Genomic DNA, 17,122 nt, shown 5'->3' on the forward strand with positions numbered 1-17,122 from the left:
CTACCAAGCCGATGGTAAAGTCCGCCAACTTCCCGCGTTCACTGATGGATTCGTAAAGTTCGAAATATATGATGGCGCCACCACCAAACCGCGCTGTTGTAGTGCCGCAGTTATTGGTAAGAAAATCGCATCGCACATTGCGTGCCGGATCGGCACTGGCGCGTATTTCCCAGAATTGTGTGTTGGCGTCGATGCCGTAACCGTCCAGTTCGAAGTAGCCACGGAATGGATGTTTTGGGCGGGTGTCAGGGTAGGGGGAACCCATACGCCATCCGGACCCGTACGTGCGTATTCCATCCATGGGATCAAATTGAAATGGACGGTAAAATGCATCACCATGCCACGCTTCGCCAGCAGGGTAATGCCCAGTTCATCCCAATCGCATGCAATGTCCCCATGCTCCCCTTCACAGCGATGCTTACCAGGGATCACAGCCTTCCACCGTTCAATGGACTCTCCCATCACCACCGGCGTCCCATCAATACGTATCTGGTCGTTTTTCAGAATGATTTCCGGCTTGGCGCCGCGCGGCACGATCCGTGGCTGGCCGGCATCCATCATTTCCTTGATTTTCTTGCCGGCTTTCTGTTTAAGCCGCCGCCCTATTTCCTGCATGGATACTTCATCAACGGACGGCAACTGCGGACTCTTCTGCGTATCGTTTTCGCCGCAAGAGACCAGCAATCCGGATGTCGCCAAGATCATCAAATATTGTGCGTTCATTTGGTGTTGAGGGAAGCGGGTACGGAGGAATGACTTGTAGTCGGCGGTGGTATCAGGCCAATGGCGAAATCTGCCAATTTCCCTTTTTCACTGGTTGTTTCGTAGAGTTCGAGGAATATTTTCGAGCCACGGCCGAATCGTGCTGTCGTATTGCCGCAGTTATTGGTGAAGAGATCGCATCGCACATTGCGCGCGGGATCGACGCTGGCGCGGATTTCCCAGAATTGGGTATTGGCGTCGATTCCGTACCCGTCCCACTCGAAGTACCCCCGGAATGGATGTTTGGGTCGGGGATCTGCATAGGGAGGGACCCATACACCTTCCGGACCCGTGCGTGCGTATTCCATCCATGGGGTCAAATTGAAATGGACCGTAAACTCGTCCACTTTCGCGTCCTCCGCCAGCAACGTAATGCCTAGTTCATCCCAACGGCACGCAAAGTTTCCACTCTCTCCATTGCAGCGAGATTTCCCAGGGATTACAGCTTTCCACCGTTCAATGGGCTCGCCCATCACAACCTGTTTCCCATCAATATGTATTTGGTCGCCCTTAATAATAATTTCCGGCTTCGCTCCACGTGGCACGATACGTGGCTGGCCGGCATCGATCATTTCCTTGATTTTCTTGCCGGCTTTCTGTTTAAGCCATCGCCCTATTTCCTGCATGAATACATCATCAACGGATGGCAACTGAGGACTCTTCTGCGTATCGTTTTCGCCGCACGAAACCAGCAATCCGGATAGCGCCAAGATCATCAAATAATACTGTGCGTTCATTTTTTTCCCTGAGCAGGTTCATTGGAAAAAACTTCCGGGAATTTCTTGACGTAGTCCGCTACCTGTTTGCTGGTGCTGTGGACCCGTTTGATCATGTCGCGCAATTCATCCTCATGTTCCTTGCGCAACGCTTCCATTTCCGTGGCGGATTCACCTCGTGCAATCTCCGAAGAATGGTTAGTCTTCCAGAACTTCACCTTAGGATTTTGCCAATCGGTATCGTATGGATGAACTATAAAAGTTGCTGCTTTTGCGCAGGGGTCTGCAGTTCTATCTCCTTTCCATCTGGCCATCATCGCCCGGCTCACTTCCGCGATCGCAGCCTGGGCCAAGTCCGCCGCGATGACATGGAAAGGGTGGGTATCATGATCCTTCGACACTTGCGAATGAGATGGATTCGTGGAGCCATTGGTATTCGGATCCCCCAGGGTATAGGTCTGCCCGTCATCAATGCTGTCGCCCACCCAATGCAGCAGACAATTGACAAAGAAATCAGCCACCCGCCACGGCCATGTCGCATAAAATTTGGCGCCCAAGACCCACTTGGCGCCCGGGATGCTTTCAGCCTTATCGCGCATGTCCAACCATAGCTGGAATCCCTCATATGGCTTGGGATCGCTATGTTCTTCCAATAGCACCAGCATTATTTTTTCAGCCATAGTCCGCTCGCCCGGTTTGCGGGCTTTATATTGCAGTTCCGGCTTGAAAAGTGCATTAGCAAATACGCCTGCGATGCTGGCGACCAGATCCTCGAAGCCAAACGTGCCAGTAACGAGCGGATACTTATGCCGACACTGGGCAGGTGACGTCCATGGCAGCACCTTGCCGCATCCAAGCTTGCGCAAGCTCAGTTCCACAAAATTACTATGTGCAAAAAAATCTTCCAGCACATGTAATGCTGCGCCAAAATGCCGATGCCCTTCCGCGTTATTGCCCGCGATGATCGCCTTCTTCAATTCTTCGCACATGTAATCACGCGATGCCACGATATAACGCTTCATCGATGTCACTGGATTGACCGCCACATAGTCTGGTGCTGGTGGCGCTTCAAAATCAGGATCAATTATGCGTGGATCTTTCGGATCGCTGGTGGTATGAGGGTTGTCGATATGGTCAACCGCGCGGCTGACACCCAACTTCTCCCGAGTGACCAAATAAGTTTCTTTCTCCTGAGGATCTTCGATAAATTTCGCCTGCGCGAGGATTGCCACCAACCTTGTCCATGCGTCGCGTGAGATGAACCGTGTTAAATCCTTGGGGTCGGCAGGCTTGCGCATGAATGTCGGATTCAACAATTGGGAATAGTCACGCAACCAGTTGCCAAAATAGATTTGCTTTCGGACCGTTTTATTGAAAAATTGACCGTCCACCTCAATCAGTGCCGATTCAATCTGTTCATGTCCAAATGACTTGTCCGGATGTTCCTTTGCATGCTCGCCGTCAGCTGAAAAAAGCTCCAGATCACTGCGCGTCCTACCGCCGCCCGGAACCCGTTCATCCTGCATTATCTGCACTGCCCGGCTCGCCTCTTCATAATTCACGCGCAACGGGCCACTGTATTCCGTCGATTTCACCTGCGCAAATTCCGCCTCCGTACGGTACTTCAAGTCAAACAACGCCAGCGCATACGCAAACCGCCTCCCCTCCTCCCCTTCCGCATCGCCGTCCAGCATCGGACTGCCGTCCGGATCCTTATCAGCCAAATCCTCGCGCAGCACGATGTCGATGTAATGCCCAAACTCATGCAACAGCACCGCCAACAATTCCCACGCGGCCTCCTTGTCCTTGACGGCATGGCGCACAGCCGCGCGGTGCACACGGACTTCCCGCTTGCGGTTGTCAAATGAACCTGGGTATGGCCCGCCCGACATCACCACGATCTTCGCATTGGCCACGGCCCCCGCCCGCAAGCCCTCGTACAGCTTGACGTACACCGGCGCCGGAATATCAAAGCCAAATACCGGCACCATCATGGCAATGAATTCACCCTGGCTGCACGCCTTGGCAAAGCGCGTCAACTGATCCAGCGCGAACGTACTCGCCAGCGTGCAATCCTCCTCCGGCACGACAGCCGCATCGGCAAACGCCGGCAACGTGGCGGCCATGGTGGCAGGTTTCCCATATTGGTAATCGGCCGCCTTGAAGTGGATGTGACCATTCGAACCAAAGGTAATATCGTCCGCGAGCCGGATAAAAGACCCACCCTTCGATACCAGCAAGATCTCATCCGCCGACGCCGTCAGCTTGCCCTCGCTCGAAGTCAGAGTCAGCGCACCGGCAGCGTTGACCTCCATCTCGCCATGCTGGCTTTGCAACAGCAACTTGCCGTGATGGGCGATGGCGCGCAGGCCGCCATCCTGGGCAAACAGGGAAATACCCCTGCCCGCCTGGACATTGACGGCACTGCCCGCCGCCAATTGCAAATTGCGCCCCGCCACCGTATCGACATTGGCGCCGCCATAGCTGACAATCGCGGCCGGGGTGGCATAGCTGATGCCGGCCGGCGCGCTGACTGCAATTGGCGCACCGCCACCGCCTTTCGAAGCGCCACCAGCATCCCATTGCCCTAAACACGACTGCAACGCTTGCTGTGCTGCGCCATCGAACGCAAGCCCCTGGTGTTGCACCGCATAGCTCCCCAGTCGCTGGAACAAATCGGCGCCATCTTCCATTAACGCCAAATGGGCGCCGCGCTCCAACTGCTTACCCTCTTCCGGCGCACGCCACGCCGACAGCAGTAAGCCTTGTCCACCGCGCAGCGCAATCTGCGCATCGCTGCGCAATTCCGCCCCCTCGCCGCGCCGCTCGCTGGCGCCACTCGTACGCGGCGTGCCCAGCCATCCCAGGTTCAATGCGCTGCCCGCATGGTCACTGGCCAGGCGCGCGCCGATTTCTCCACGGCTGTCATCAAAACGCAACTGGTTGCTCCGGCTGCCGCCAACTTCCGCACTCTGCAAGCCGGACAGATGTCGGTTGCCAGGCAAGCCGCCACCACTGCTCAACGCCGGCGGCAGTCCCTGGCCATTGAATAACTGCCCAACGATCACTGGCTTATCCGGATCGCCCCCCATGAAGGCGACCAGCACTTCGGCGCCCACGCGCGGCAAGGTCAACTGGCCCATACCCGCGCCATCGCTGCCCCACTGCGTCGCCACACGCACCCAGGCGGAATCGGCATCCGCTCCGGATGCCCCGGCGCCATGCGCATGGGTATGGGTATGATCTTGCGCCCGCATGCCAGGGAAGCGCAATTTGACCCGCCCTAAACTATCGCAATGCACGGTCTTGCCGCGGGGCCCCACCACCAGCGCACTTTGCATCGGCGCTTGCGGCACATCGGTACGCGGATCGAAGGCGGGGACGATAGCCACGCCACGCCGCACCGCCGTGAAACGGGTGTGATAGCGGAAACCATCCTTCAGCGCTGGCGCACCCACGGCGTGGCGCCCGAATACCTGCCGTCCCCCAAGCCCGTGCCACTGGCTGCGCGCAAACAAACGTTCCACCCGCTCACTCAATGCCTTGGGCAAGTTATTCCATGTGACAAACTCTTGTGCGACAACGATGAATTCCCGCTCGGCAGGCTCATGCCGTTCCAGTTCCGGATGGCCTTCCACGTCGAACCATTCACCCACGCACAGGTCCCGCGCGCTGGCCTCGCCGTAAAAACATTTGGTGTCGTAGTCGTGGCGCCCCATACGCAAGCGGCCCAGCACTCGGTGGTCTTCATTGTCCGCGCCGACGTGGGGCGGCTCGATCAGGTAATCGTCCAGGCTGGCCGCCAGTTGGCCACCGCGCGCGCCCTGCTCCGCCATGCCCGTGCTGGCCGTGACCATGAATTGGCTGCCGCGCGGATAGCGGTAATCCCAACTGTGGCGCATCACACTGCCCGCCTGCAACGTGCGCACGGCGCTCCACGCGGTGATCGCATCGCGCTCCTCCGTGGCGCCATCACGATGGAAACGCAGCGATACGGCGGCATTGCGTTTCAGGCGTTTGCCATCGCTAAACAGCACCAGCGTATGACGCGGCGTGGCGCCGCCCTCCACATCGCCCTCCGCGCAGTCGCCCTGCTCCGCCCTGAAAAACCAGTTGATGCCGCGCCGCCTGAGCAGCCGCCGTATAAATGCCGCGTCGGACTCGTTGCATTGCATGATGAATTCCCGCTTGGGGAACGCCTGCAGCGACAACGCCGCATCGACTTCCAGCCCGAAGACCGCCGCCATCGGAGAGCAGCGCTGCAGCCATTCAGCGTATAGCAGGCGCACGATGTCCAGTTCATGTTTCTGCCGAAAGATACGGCTGTTGTTCCGATTATCCAACAGCGCCAGCGCATCGCGTATCACCAACTGATAGGTGGCCAGGCCGCCATCGCTTTCCCCCGCCGCCGCTTCCGTCACAATGCCGCACAGGCTGCGCAGATCGCCCCGGTCGGTCACGATCTGCAATTCGGCGGGCAGTGCAATCAATTCCTTGAGCGGAATGCAGGCGTCCGGCGACACGCACAGCACGCGGTAAGTCACACCGTCGCACAGCGCTTCCGTTCCTTCGATGCGTTGCGGCAGCAGCAAACCATCCGGCCAGCCATTGGGATGCGCCAAGCGCAAGCGCAGTGGGCGATTGGCGGTACTCAGCAGCTCACCCAGCATTTCCGCCAGCATCAACGATGCCAGCGGCTGATATGCGTTATCACTTTCCATGCGGTCCTCCCGGAACCTGCGATTCGATATTTCCAGCAAGCCAATACACCATTTCGCGGTCGATCGCCGACGACGTCCCGATCAGGAAGGTATCCCACCCCAGGCGACAGCGGTCGGGATGGTTCGCGCCGAGCAGCGTGATGCGCCGGACGTCCTGCGCGCGCAATATCACGCGCACGCGAAAGCGCACCGGGCCGGTGGAAAACTGTGTCAACAGGGCTTGCAGGGCCAGGCCGCGATCCGCGTCCGGTATAAACCGCTTGAAGTCGGCCATGCCGAGCGGGCCGATGACAATATCGGCGCACAGGTCGCGGCGAGGATACTTCCTGCCCAAAATGATCCCGGCGCCCAGCGTGCAATTGGCCACGCCCGGACGAAACAGCTCATCCGGCGTCAGCCATTCCCACCGGCCAGTAAACTGTTCAACCCGCACGGGCACGTCGAAGTAGGCGGACAAAATTTGTCCGATGACGGGGGCCGGCATGTCGCGCCCGCGCAGCAGGGCCGCGTAATGCGCCAGGAACTGCGGCGCCACGCCTTGCTGCTGGCCTGGCTCTTCGTCGGCAAGCGCGGCACGTTGCGCACGCCCGGCCAGTGCCAATTGCAGCGGCAAATAACCATCCCGCCCCCGCGCATCGGCCAGATGTTCAACCCGGCCCTTGATCCAGGCCAGGTAAAACAGCGCCACGGAACGGTGTGACAGGCAATCAAAAAAAGCCCGCATGCCCGCCCCATCGCCGTCATGCGGTTGTTCGGCAATGCGGTCCGTGTAGTGCAGCGGCAATGCGCCTTGCGCGCCCAGCAAACTGAAGAAGGCGGGCGTCAGGTACGCCCGCTGCATCGTCCCGACCACCTCTCCCGCAAGCGGCATGCCACCCTCCGGGTGCGCCATGCCTTCCACCGCCAGTGCCTCGATATCGCTGGCGGGAAAGGACAGCGACAAGCTATTACGAAAGCGGATATGGCGCGCCAACACGTCGCGGCGCATGATTCCGCGCTGAAGCAGACAGATTTCCAGCAGGCGCACCGCCTGGATAAAATGAAAACCCTGCGGCGCGTCCAACAGGCATTGCATCACGCAAGGGCGGTATCGCCGGATCGGGAAGGGCATCGCAGCAACTCCTTTCCGCTGGCATGGTCCAGCGCCACCAGCCGGGTAAAGCTGTTAAGGGGAGCCAACTGGCCCAGGAAGCAATCGAGCACGCGAACAAAGGCATGCAGGCTGGCGCCGGCGTAGGCCTGCTGATCGAGTGCGATACTGATTTCCACGCCATACACATGGCAGCCGCACTCTGGGTCCGCCAGCCAGTGTCGCGCACGCTTGTGCGACCAGCTCCGAATGCCAGCGATCATGCGCTGCGCCACGGGCGAAGCCCGCATATCGTGCAACAGCAGCATTTCCTGCAAGGCAGGCAAACCGCCATCGAGCAGCGCACGCAAGTTCAGCGACAATTGCGCGATCAGGCGCCAATGCGCCGTGGCGGGATAACGGCACGGCAGCGCAGGCTTGCGCAACAAGCGGATGGGATAGGTATGGTCGACGCTATCGGGGAACAGGTCCCCCTCCGGCCTGCCCCAAGGCAAATCATGCGGCAAGTAGCGGTTGCTGCAGGTGAGCGTGACGGAGACGGTTGCCGCCTCCAGTACCAGCGGATTTTTCTCCAGGTCGACCAGCGCAATCCGATACTCGTGCCCCGGATGGGTACAGGACTTCACCTCATCGCGGCGCAGCAGCCAATAGTGCCCCAGCTTGCCACCCGCAATACCATGCCGCAACGAATAATAGGGGTGGAAGTCTGTCAATGCTTCCTTGCGCTCCGATTGCCGCAGCATTTGCACCGCATCGATGCTGTGTATGTCATAAGCATGCGCGTGGTCGGGGCTGGGCACCAGCGCATAGTCCGGCTCGGCATGATCGCATTCGATCGGAATCGCGGCCTGCGGGAACAAGTTGATCACGGGCGTGCAATTGCTGAGAAAATTCACAGCGCTCACGGGACGCAGCAATTGAACCAGATCGTTGTCGTGGCCGATGCCGCCCAATGCCAGATGCAGCACCGCGCGGCGGCATCCTGGCGGCAATCCATCCGCAATGGCGCCCAGGTCGATGTCGATAAAATTGAATTTATCAGGATGGGCGAAGTATTCCGTCAGCAAGCGCCAGGATGGCTGCATGTTGGCGCGCTGCGGCACCATGGCCTCCCGCGGTTCAAATCCCGCCTCGTGCAGCGGCACGCGCGCCAGTGAACGCCATTGTTCGTCGCCATCGGCTTGCACATACGCGTGCAGGACTCGCAGGAACAAGGTATCGCGCAACGCCGCGCACAGTACCGGATCACCGTCGAGATAGAGCCGTAGCATTCCTTGCTGCCGCTGTGCCAGTTCAGCCAGGCCAAGCGGCGGAGCCAGGCTGGCCAGTTCGAGCCGGATCGACGATGTCACATCCGCCGGCCGCCCCATCGACAATGGCATCTGGATGCTGGGATGAAATGTGGCATCCGTCACCGCCACCGGAACCAGCGCCACTTCGAAGACCGTGCGGAAGCGGCAAACCACACCCTCGCACTCCACCGAGTTCAGGATGGCGCCACGGTGGATAGGTGATTCGCCCCCCGCCTCCGTACCGCCCGCCATATCGAAACGTGCAATGGCGCTGGAAGGAAACGGCTGCAGGCTGTGGGGGGCATTCACCTGTAGCATCGCTTCCGTGAATTCGGCATGGCCATCGTCCAGCCGCATGGCGGTGCGGGCATTGAGCAAAGCGATCGCTTCCACCAACTGGCCGATGGAGGGATCGTCAAGGCTGCCGTTGGTCATACCCAAGTGGCCCGCCAGCGCGGGATACTGCTCCGCAAATTCACGGCTCAAATCATGCAGGGCGGCCAATTCGCGTTCATAGTACGGCAGCAATCGCTTCATGTTGGTTGGTTCCTAGCGAACACAGCAATAGAAAGTTGCGTCTAGGAATTTTAGTTAGCGTGCAGGGGGCGATCCTTGATCGGCGGCATACAATGCCTCCATGGCCCCGAAATTCCTTTGGATCCTGCTGCCCCTGCTGCTGTATGCCATCTACCTGGCAGTGGCCTTGCTGCGCGGCCGCCGGCCTACACGACGCGCCATCAATATCCACACCAGCCTCCTGCTGATCTTTTACGTGCTGGGCACGGCGGGGCTGGGCTTGTTCTGGGTGGCCAACCAGCAATTGCCGGTGTTCGACTGGCATTACCTGTTTGGCTATGCGACCGTGCTGCTGGTGGCGGTGCATTTGTCGTTTAATTTGCCGGTGGTGATCGGCTGGTTGCGGCGGCGGGGGCGGGACGGCGCGCCACACCGCGGCGCGCAGAAAACACTGCGGCCAGCCACTGCTTCAAGGCTGCGGCGGCGGGCATTGCCGGCTGCCGTTGCCATGGTGGCGATGGCGGCGGGCTACCTGGCCGGCATGCGGCATGGGGAGGCGCCGGTGACACCATCGGCGTTGCATGCCGGCGGCGCAATGAACAGTTCCAGCCCCGTGCTGCGCTACCACGAACTTTCTTCCGAATCCCGCAGCGGCGTCTTCCTGCGTGCCCCGGACATTGCCTGGGGTAATGCGCCGCCTCCCTTTAAAACCTATCCGGGTCGCCCCCATATCGCACTGCCAGTGCAACCGCACCTGCGCCCTGCCGCAACGCAGCCGTTTGCCAGCGCCTTGCACGGGCCGGCGCCGGCGCGGATGCTCGACGCCGCCGCGCTGGGGCAGGTGCTGTATCTGGCGGCCGGCGTGACGCAACGGGGTGATTACGCCAAGCGCGCAGCGCCATCGTCCGGCGCCCTGTTCGCCTCGGAACTGTATGTCGCGGTGCGCAGCGTAAGCGGCATTGCGCCCGGCCTGTACCACTACGATCCAGACCAGCACCGCCTGATCGTATTGGGCGCCCTGCCCGCCGCGCTGGGCGCGCCGCAGGCGGAAGACGCCGCCGCCCTGGTGATCGCCAGCGCCATCTTCCGCCGCACCGCATTCAAATACCACCAGCGCGCCTACCGTTACGTGGCGGCGGATTTGGGCCACTTGCTGGAAAACTTGCGCCTTGCCGCGCACCAGACGGGCCAGCGCATCGACTTGCTGCGGCAGTTCGATGAAATGCAGGCGGCGCGCGCACTGGGCATCGATGGCATTGAAGAAGGGGTGATGGCGATGGCGGCGTTGCGCGATGCCGGCCCACCGCCGCACCCGATGCCTGCCGTCGCCAGCATCACGGCAAGCAGTCCACCATTGGTCTTGCAACCCCCATCTGGCGAATTCAGCTCCGCATCGCCGCATGCCGTCCATCCGCTCGCCGCCACCGGTGACATCCACGTCGCCGCATCACTGTCGTACCGCTCGGCAGATCACCACGCAACCATTGCACTGCCCACAGCCACCCTGCCCCCTGCCGGCACCCACGACACCATCATCCGCCGCCGCAGCATCCGCCGTTATACCGACAGCGCCGTGCCACTGGGCGCAGTGTCCGCCATGCTGGCAGCCATGGCGCAGCCGCCGCTGCTGTCGCATGCGCTGCGCATCAATGTCGTGGTCAACCGCGTAGAGGGGTTGATGCCCGGCGTCTACCGCTATGGGCCGGGCCATGCGCTACGCAAAGTGGCCAACGGCGACATGGCCGACAAGGCGCAGCAGGCGGCGCTGGACCAGCAAGTCATTGGCGATGCGGCGGCCGTGCTGGTGCTATCCGCAGACAAGCAGCAAGTGCTGACGCAAGGTGCGCGCGGCTACCGCCATGCATTGATCGAAGCAGGCCTGATCGGCGAACGCTGGCTGTTAGGCGCCGTCGCGCACGGATTGGCAGCCTGCCCGGTGGGCGCGTTCTACGATGATGAAGCGGCCGCGCTGATCGCACGGCAAGATGAATGGGTGCTGCATTTCGCGGCGCTGGGACAGCCTGCGCGGTAATACCACAGGGGCCACCACGGCTGGCCCGGCGCTCAGCGCGGCTCTTTGACGGATGGACGCATATCGGAGGGCAACTGGTGCCCCGGCAGCCACTTGCGGTGAATGCGCAGGAAGGTGCCATCGCGCTTCATGTCGCGCAGCGCGTCGCTCCAGGCTCGCACCAGTTCCGGCCTTGTGTCGATGGAAAAAGCAAAATAGACATCTTCCGTACCCAGCGAACGCACCTGCGCCACATCGCTGCGGCGGTAGCCGGCGCGTTCCAGCGCCATGCCGGCGGTTTCCTCGCCCTCCACCCACAGGTCAAAGCGGCCCTGCATCAACATGCGCGCGCCCAGGTCCGCGCTGTTGGTTTCATCGGTCAGGTTCAAGCCATCGCGCTGCGCCGCATGCGCGAAGATGCTGCCGCGCCGCGCGCCGGTGCGCAGTGCGTTCAATTCCTTACCCGATACGCGCAGAGTGTCCGCTCGCTCAACCCTGGCAAACACGGTCACATTGACCATGAACAGCGGTCCGGCGTACGCCATGGTTTTGGAACGCTCGGGTGTCGGCACGATCGACAGCAACAGCACATGGCGCTCGTTTTTCGCGATGGTCAGCGCCCGGATCCACGGCACGATCTCGATCGGATCATTGCGGCCCAGGCGCCGCTGCACTTCCTGCGCCAGCTCCACCACCAGCCCCGCGGGTTTGCCATCGTCCATGAAGCTGACCGGCCGGCTATCCATGCCAAAGATGCGCAACGGCGCATCAAGCCCCGCCGCCCCCGCCCACTGGCACAGCAGCGCCAGCAGCAGGACGGCGCGGCGGGCCAGCGTCACGTCAATTCACCAGGGCGGTCGGGGCACCGTACAGTTGCGCATGCAGGCGGAAGCCTTCCTTGATGTTTTCCCGCAGCACCGCGCCTTTCCACGGCTTCGTATAGAAGCGGTCGATGGCGCCATGGTTGATGGCGGCCATGATCGGCGTCAGGTCGGCATAGGCCGACAACATGATGCGGAAGGTGTCCGGCGCCAGGTTTTTCACGCGCTCCATGAATTCGGTGCCGCTCATCATCGGCATGCACTGGTCGCACAGGATCACTTGCACCCGGTTACGGGCCAGCAAATCAAAACCTTCGGCCGCGGTTTGCGCGGTCAGGATGCGGTAGCCATCCTGCGCCAGGAAGTCGCTCAACACTTCCAGCATGAAGTGGTCGTCATCGACAATCAGCAAAGTTTGCTGCGCGACCTGCTGTTCATCGACCGGCGCCTGCAGGCATTTACCGTCGCGCAGCATCAATTCAAATTCCTGCTCCGGCAACGGACGGCTGAAATAATAGCCCTGCATTTCATCGCAGCCATGGCGCCGCAGATAGGCCAGCTGCGCATCCTTTTCCACGCCTTCCGCGATCACGTGCAGCTTCAGGCTGTGCGCCATGTTGATGATGGCCAGCACAATCGCGGCGTCGTCCGGGTTGCTGGTCACTTCGCGCACAAAGGCGATATCGATTTTCAGCTTGTCGATCGGGAAGCGTTTTAAGTACGCCAGCGAAGAGTACCCGGTGCCAAAGTCATCGATGGAAATCTGGATCCCCAGCGCTTTCAGGTTTTGCAGCACGGAGATGGTGTCTTCCGCATTCGACATCAGCGACGATTCCGTCAATTCCAGTTCCAGCAATTCCGGCGCAATGTCGTGTTCCTTGATCGCCTTCAGCACTTCTTCCTCCAGCCCGCCGACAAAGAACTGGATACCCGACACGTTGACCGAAATTTTCACGTTGCCAATGCGCGAGCGGCTCCACTGCGCGATCTTGCGGCACGCTTCGTGGATGACCCAGGTGCCGACCTTGACGATCAGCCCGGTCTCTTCCAGCAGCGGCACAAACAGCGCGGGCGATACCATGCCATGGCCCGGGCGGCTCCAGCGGATCAGCGCTTCCGCACCGCTGATGCGGCCGGTGTTGATATCGACCTTGGGCTGGTAATACAGCACGAATTCGCCATTGTCGATGGCGCGGCGCAGCGCGTTTTCCATATCGAGGCGCGCCAGCGATTGCGCGTTCATTTCCGCCGTGAAGAAACGGAACGCGTCGCGCCCGGCTTCCTTGGCGCGGTACATGGCGGTATCGGCGTACTGGATCAGGGTGTCCGCATCCTGGCCATCGTCCGGGAACACGGAAATCCCGATACTGGCCGTGACCGTCACTTCATGCCCTTTCAAATCAAACGGGCGGCGCATCGCATCGCGGATTTTATCGACCACGGCAATCGCGTTTTGCGCCCCTTCCGGCAACATCAGGATGGCGGCGAATTCATCGCCACCGAAACGGCCGATGGTGTCGCGCACGCGCAGGCAATCGACCAGGCGGCTGGAAAACTGGCGCAGCAATTCATCGCCGATGGTATGGCCCAGCGTGTCGTTGATGTTCTTGAAGCGGTCCATGTCGAGGAATAGCACGGCCAGCGCCCATTTATGCTCGGCCGCCTGGTGCAGCGAATGGCTCAGCGAATCATAGAACTGGCTGCGGTTCGGCAAACCCGTCAGCGTGTCGAAGTGCGCCAGCTTCAACAAGCGCTGCTCCGCTTCCTTGCGCTCCGTGATGTCGCGCGCCACCGCCACTAATATCCAGTTCTGGCCCGAACGCAAGGTGCGGCGCTGGACTTCCACCGACAGCGGCGAACCATCCTTGCGCTGCACCAGCATTTCCGCCATGGCGCCACTCTGGTCGCCCGCCAGCAGCTTGTCATATAAATCTTCCAGCCGCGCCAGGTCCGGGTCATGCGAACGTTCCGGCCCCACCTTGAGGAAGTCGTCGCGCAAATACCCGAGCATGCGGCAGGCGGTGGCATTGACGTCGACAAAAGTGTTGGAGGCGCGGTCGACCAGGAAAATCGCATCGGCCGTGGCGTCCATCGCCAGCCGGAAGCGGCGCAAGTCCTCGTCCAGGCGGATGCGCGCATTCATGTCTTGCTGCAGCTGCGCATGGTGGCGCTTGATCTGGTCATACAACTGCAGGTTTTCATAGGCCACCGCCACCTGCGCGGCCACCGTCACCGCCACCCGCTCATCGACTTCGGAAAAACTGTCGACGCCCAGCTTGTCGGCCAGGTACAGCCAGCCGTGCACGTGTTCGCTGGACGACAGCGGCACACCCAGGAACGAGTGGATTGTCGGGTGGGATTCGGGCAAGCCGATCGCGTCCGGGTTGCCCGGCAAGGCATCGATACGGATCGGCTGGCGCTGCTGCAACAGGTTTTCCAGCACCCCGGCGCGCGGCGCCGTGGCGATCAGGCGCGCTTGCTGGCCCACGCCGCACGCGGCAAAAAAACTCAGCGTCTCGGCGCCCGGTTCGAGCACGCCAATGCACGCGTAACGCGACACGCAAATGTTTTGCGCGACGCGGCAACCGATTTCAATCAGCGCCTGCGGATCGCGCTCGGCGCCCAATTCGATGCCCAGTTCAATCAGCGCGGTCAGGCGCAAGCTCACCGCCTGCAAGCTCGACAGGGAATGCGACAGCCGCGCCGTCATCTGGTTCAAATGTTCGCCTTCCGGGTCCGGCGATTCGCCGGCCATCTGCGTAATCAGCTGGCTCGACGATTCCACCTCGCCCAGGTATTCCGCCACCTGGTGGTCCAGGTTCATGAAACGGCCATTCGATGGTGGCTCCGGCGCAAAGGCCGGCACCGTATCGGTCTCGGCCTGCACCACGCCCAGCGCTTCATGCACGGTTTTCAGGATCACGTCCGGATCGGACGGTTTGGGCAACACCCAGCGCACGCCGCAGGCATCGGCCACCGCCATGGCTTCCCGTTCGCGGTAGGTGGCGGTATAGAAAATCACCGGCACATTCGCGGTTTCCGGGTCGCGGTGCATGCGCGTGACAAATTCATAGCCATCCATGTTCGGCATCAGGATGTCGGAAATCACCAGGTCCGGCTTTTCCTGCTTCACCATGCGCAAGCCTTCCACCCCGTTCGCGGCTTCCAGCAAGCGGTGGCCGCCATACCCCAGCAGGGTCATCAGGAACTCGCGGTTCAGCACATGGTCGTCCACGATCAGGATGGTCGAGATGTCGTTTTTAGCCTGGGGCGACATCTCCCCCGGCAAGAAAGACTCGATTTGCGTGACAAAGGTGTCGGGTTCGATGGGTTTGCCGATATAGCCGTCAAAACCGGCCGCCAGCAAGCGCTCGCGGTCGCCCACCATGGCCAGCGCCGTCACCGCCAGGGTCGGGATCGGGCGCAGCGCCGGGTCTTTCTTCAGTTGCGCCACCACGCCATAGCCATCGAGCTTGGGCAAGTGCACATCGCAAATGATCAGGTCCGGCAATTCCTGCCGCGCCATGGCGACACCCTGTTCCCCGTCGTGTGCCATCAGCGCCGTATAGCCGAAGGCATTCAACAGGTACGTCATCAACTCCATGTTGGTCGGGTTGTCTTCAATAATTAGGATACGCGCGGACACGGTACAACTCCCGGTTAATCAGTTAACACACTCAGCGCAACTGCGTCATTGATGCAGCGGCACCACCAGCGTAAACACGCTGCCTTCGCCATAGCGGCTTTCAAACTGTATTTCACCGCCCAGCACCTGGGCCAGCTTCTGGCACAGGTGCAGGCCCAGACCGGCGCCTTCCTGCAGTCGCCGGTCCCCGCTGTCGAGCTGACTGAAGGCCTGGAACAGGCGGGCCTGTTTCTCAGGGCTGATCCCGGCGCCAGTATCGCTGACGCTGATGGTGGCGCAGGCGCGCGAGCGGATCTCGTTGCGCGCCAATATCATTTGCACAGTACCATGTTCGGTGAATTTAATGGCATTGCCGACCAGGTGGCCGAGGATTTGCAGCAGCGCGCGGCGGTCGCTGCACACCGTGATGTCCCGGTCCGGCGCAATATAATCGAGCGCCAGGCCTTTGCCCTGCGCGTGCGGACGGAATTCGGCCACCAGGTCGGACAGCAGCGCATGGCAACCCAGCGGCTGCATTTGCAACTCCACTTTACCCGACACAATCTTGGTCAGGTCAAGTAAATCGTTAATCAGCGCCAGCAACTGGCGCGCGCTGGACTGGATGGTGCGCAGTTGCCGCTCCTGCTCATCGGTCAGCGGGCCCGGCAGGCGCATCAGCAAGGTGCCGGTGAATCCCAGGATGCCGTTCAGCGGCGTGCGCAATTCATGCGACATGCTGGCAAAGAAGCGGTCCTTGGCCTGGTTGGCCTGGGCCAGTTCCAGGTTTTTCTCATGCAGCGCCTGCTCGATATGCTTGCGCTCCGTGATGTCCCGGATGGCGCTCATGATCAGGGTGCCCTCGTCGGTTTCGATCGGGCTGAGGCTGATTTCAACCGGAAATTCCTCGCCGTTTTTGCGCAAGCCAAACAAGGCGCGGCCCGCGCCCATGTGGCGCGGCATCGGTTGCGAAAAATAGCGCTCGCGGTGATGCACGTGCGCCGCGCGGAAGCGCAGCGGCATCAGGTTTTCCAGCGGCTGGCCGCGCAACTGGCCCGCTTCATAGCCGAACATCGCATGCGCGCGGCGGGTCGCCAGCACCACCCGGCCCGCGGCATTGGCCATGACGATGGCGTCCGGCGTGGACTCCAGCACATTGCCGAAATGCGCCTCGACCAGCTTCGCATCACGCAACACTTTTAAGTGCGTAACGTCTTTCTTGTTCCAAAGGATGTATTCAATGTGGCCGGCGGCATTGCGCACGGCCTTGGCGGAACTGTCGATATACACCAGCGCGCCGTTGCGTGCGCGCCGCAGCGACTCGTAATTGGCACTGCCCTGTTCCACCGTCTGGCGCAGCACGGCCTGTTCAGCCTCCAGCATGTCAGGGGGAACGATCAGGCTGGCCAGCGGTCGGCCCAGCGCTTCTTCACCGGTGTAGCCAAAAACCGCCTGCGCGCCGCGGGTCCAGCAAACGACCTCGCCATCCGGCGTGGTCACGATGACGGCGTCCGGCGTTTCTTCGAGGATCAGCTTAGCGAAATCTGTGGTCATCGGTTCGCCCCGGTCGC

The 17,122-nt window shown here is 61.0% G+C and carries 9 protein-coding genes; 1 reads left to right on the plus strand and 8 read right to left on the minus strand.

Annotated features, from left to right (window positions below; genetic code table 11):
• The 5 genes from AC1RRC_RS16715 to tssF are packed head-to-tail and all read right to left on the minus strand — an operon-like array spanning position 1 to position 9,118.
• Complete coding sequence (locus tag AC1RRC_RS16715) at positions 1 to 723, minus strand: DUF7738 domain-containing protein (RefSeq protein WP_493056643.1); 723 nt, start codon at positions 721 to 723, stop codon at positions 1 to 3.
• The gene (locus AC1RRC_RS16720) at positions 720 to 1,499 is read right to left on the minus strand and encodes a DUF7738 domain-containing protein (protein ID WP_493056644.1); all 780 of its coding nucleotides are present in this window, start codon (positions 1,497 to 1,499) and stop codon (positions 720 to 722) included. The genes AC1RRC_RS16715 and AC1RRC_RS16720 overlap by 4 nt, the downstream gene beginning before the upstream one ends.
• A complete protein-coding gene (tssI, locus tag AC1RRC_RS16725) occupies positions 1,496 to 6,199 on the minus strand; it encodes a type VI secretion system tip protein TssI/VgrG (RefSeq protein ID WP_493056645.1) in 4,704 nt (1,567 codons plus the stop codon). The genes AC1RRC_RS16720 and tssI overlap by 4 nt, the downstream gene beginning before the upstream one ends.
• Positions 6,189 to 7,310, minus strand: coding sequence for a type VI secretion system baseplate subunit TssG (gene tssG / locus AC1RRC_RS16730; protein ID WP_493056646.1), 1,122 nt, complete (start codon positions 7,308 to 7,310; stop codon positions 6,189 to 6,191). Before tssG ends, tssI begins: the two co-directional genes overlap by 11 nt.
• Entirely contained in the window at positions 7,274 to 9,118 is a 1,845-nt protein-coding gene (gene tssF, locus AC1RRC_RS16735; RefSeq protein ID WP_493056647.1) for a type VI secretion system baseplate subunit TssF, read from the minus strand. The genes tssG and tssF overlap by 37 nt, the downstream gene beginning before the upstream one ends.
• 100 nt (positions 9,119 to 9,218) lie before the next feature.
• Here tssF and AC1RRC_RS16740 point away from each other — a divergent pair, with 100 nt between their 5' ends.
• Positions 9,219 to 11,129, plus strand: coding sequence for a SagB family peptide dehydrogenase (locus AC1RRC_RS16740; RefSeq protein ID WP_493056648.1), 1,911 nt, complete (start codon positions 9,219 to 9,221; stop codon positions 11,127 to 11,129).
• Between the two features lie 32 nt (positions 11,130 to 11,161).
• Here the strand turns inward: AC1RRC_RS16740 and AC1RRC_RS16745 are convergent, their stop codons facing one another.
• From AC1RRC_RS16745 to AC1RRC_RS16755, 3 genes are read right to left on the minus strand one after another with little or no spacing between them, the layout of a single operon-like run.
• Positions 11,162 to 11,947 carry a substrate-binding periplasmic protein gene (locus AC1RRC_RS16745; RefSeq protein WP_493056649.1) on the minus strand — a complete coding sequence of 262 codons (786 nt, stop codon included), beginning with the start codon at positions 11,945 to 11,947 and terminating at the stop codon, positions 11,162 to 11,164.
• A 1-nt stretch (position 11,948) separates the two neighbouring features.
• Positions 11,949 to 15,575, minus strand: a complete 3,627-nt coding sequence (locus tag AC1RRC_RS16750; RefSeq protein ID WP_493056650.1) for an EAL domain-containing protein — start codon at positions 15,573 to 15,575, stop codon at positions 11,949 to 11,951.
• Positions 15,576 to 15,620: 45 nt separating this feature from the next.
• Positions 15,621 to 17,105: a sensor histidine kinase gene (locus AC1RRC_RS16755; protein WP_493056651.1), complete on the minus strand. Its 1,485-nt coding sequence runs from the start codon at positions 17,103 to 17,105 to the stop codon at positions 15,621 to 15,623.
• Positions 17,106 to 17,122: the final 17 nt, after the last annotated feature.

The organism is Pseudoduganella sp. GW821-FHT12E03 (genome assembly GCF_058807115.1).

Bases quoted from the DNA above. Each gene is read 5' to 3' on its own strand.
- AC1RRC_RS16715 (WP_493056643.1), bottom strand. From the start codon at position 723: ATGAACGCACAATATTTGATGATCTTGGCGACATCCGGATTGCTGGTC.
- AC1RRC_RS16720 (WP_493056644.1), bottom strand. From the start codon at position 1,499: ATGAACGCACAGTATTATTTGATGATCTTGGCGCTATCCGGATTGCTG.
- tssI (WP_493056645.1), bottom strand. From the start codon at position 6,199: ATGGAAAGTGATAACGCATATCAGCCGCTGGCATCGTTGATGCTGGCG.
- tssG (WP_493056646.1), bottom strand. From the start codon at position 7,310: ATGCCCTTCCCGATCCGGCGATACCGCCCTTGCGTGATGCAATGCCTG.
- tssF (WP_493056647.1), bottom strand. From the start codon at position 9,118: ATGAAGCGATTGCTGCCGTACTATGAACGCGAATTGGCCGCCCTGCAT.
- AC1RRC_RS16740 (WP_493056648.1), top strand. From the start codon at position 9,219: ATGGCCCCGAAATTCCTTTGGATCCTGCTGCCCCTGCTGCTGTATGCC.
- AC1RRC_RS16755 (WP_493056651.1), bottom strand. From the start codon at position 17,105: ATGACCACAGATTTCGCTAAGCTGATCCTCGAAGAAACGCCGGACGCC.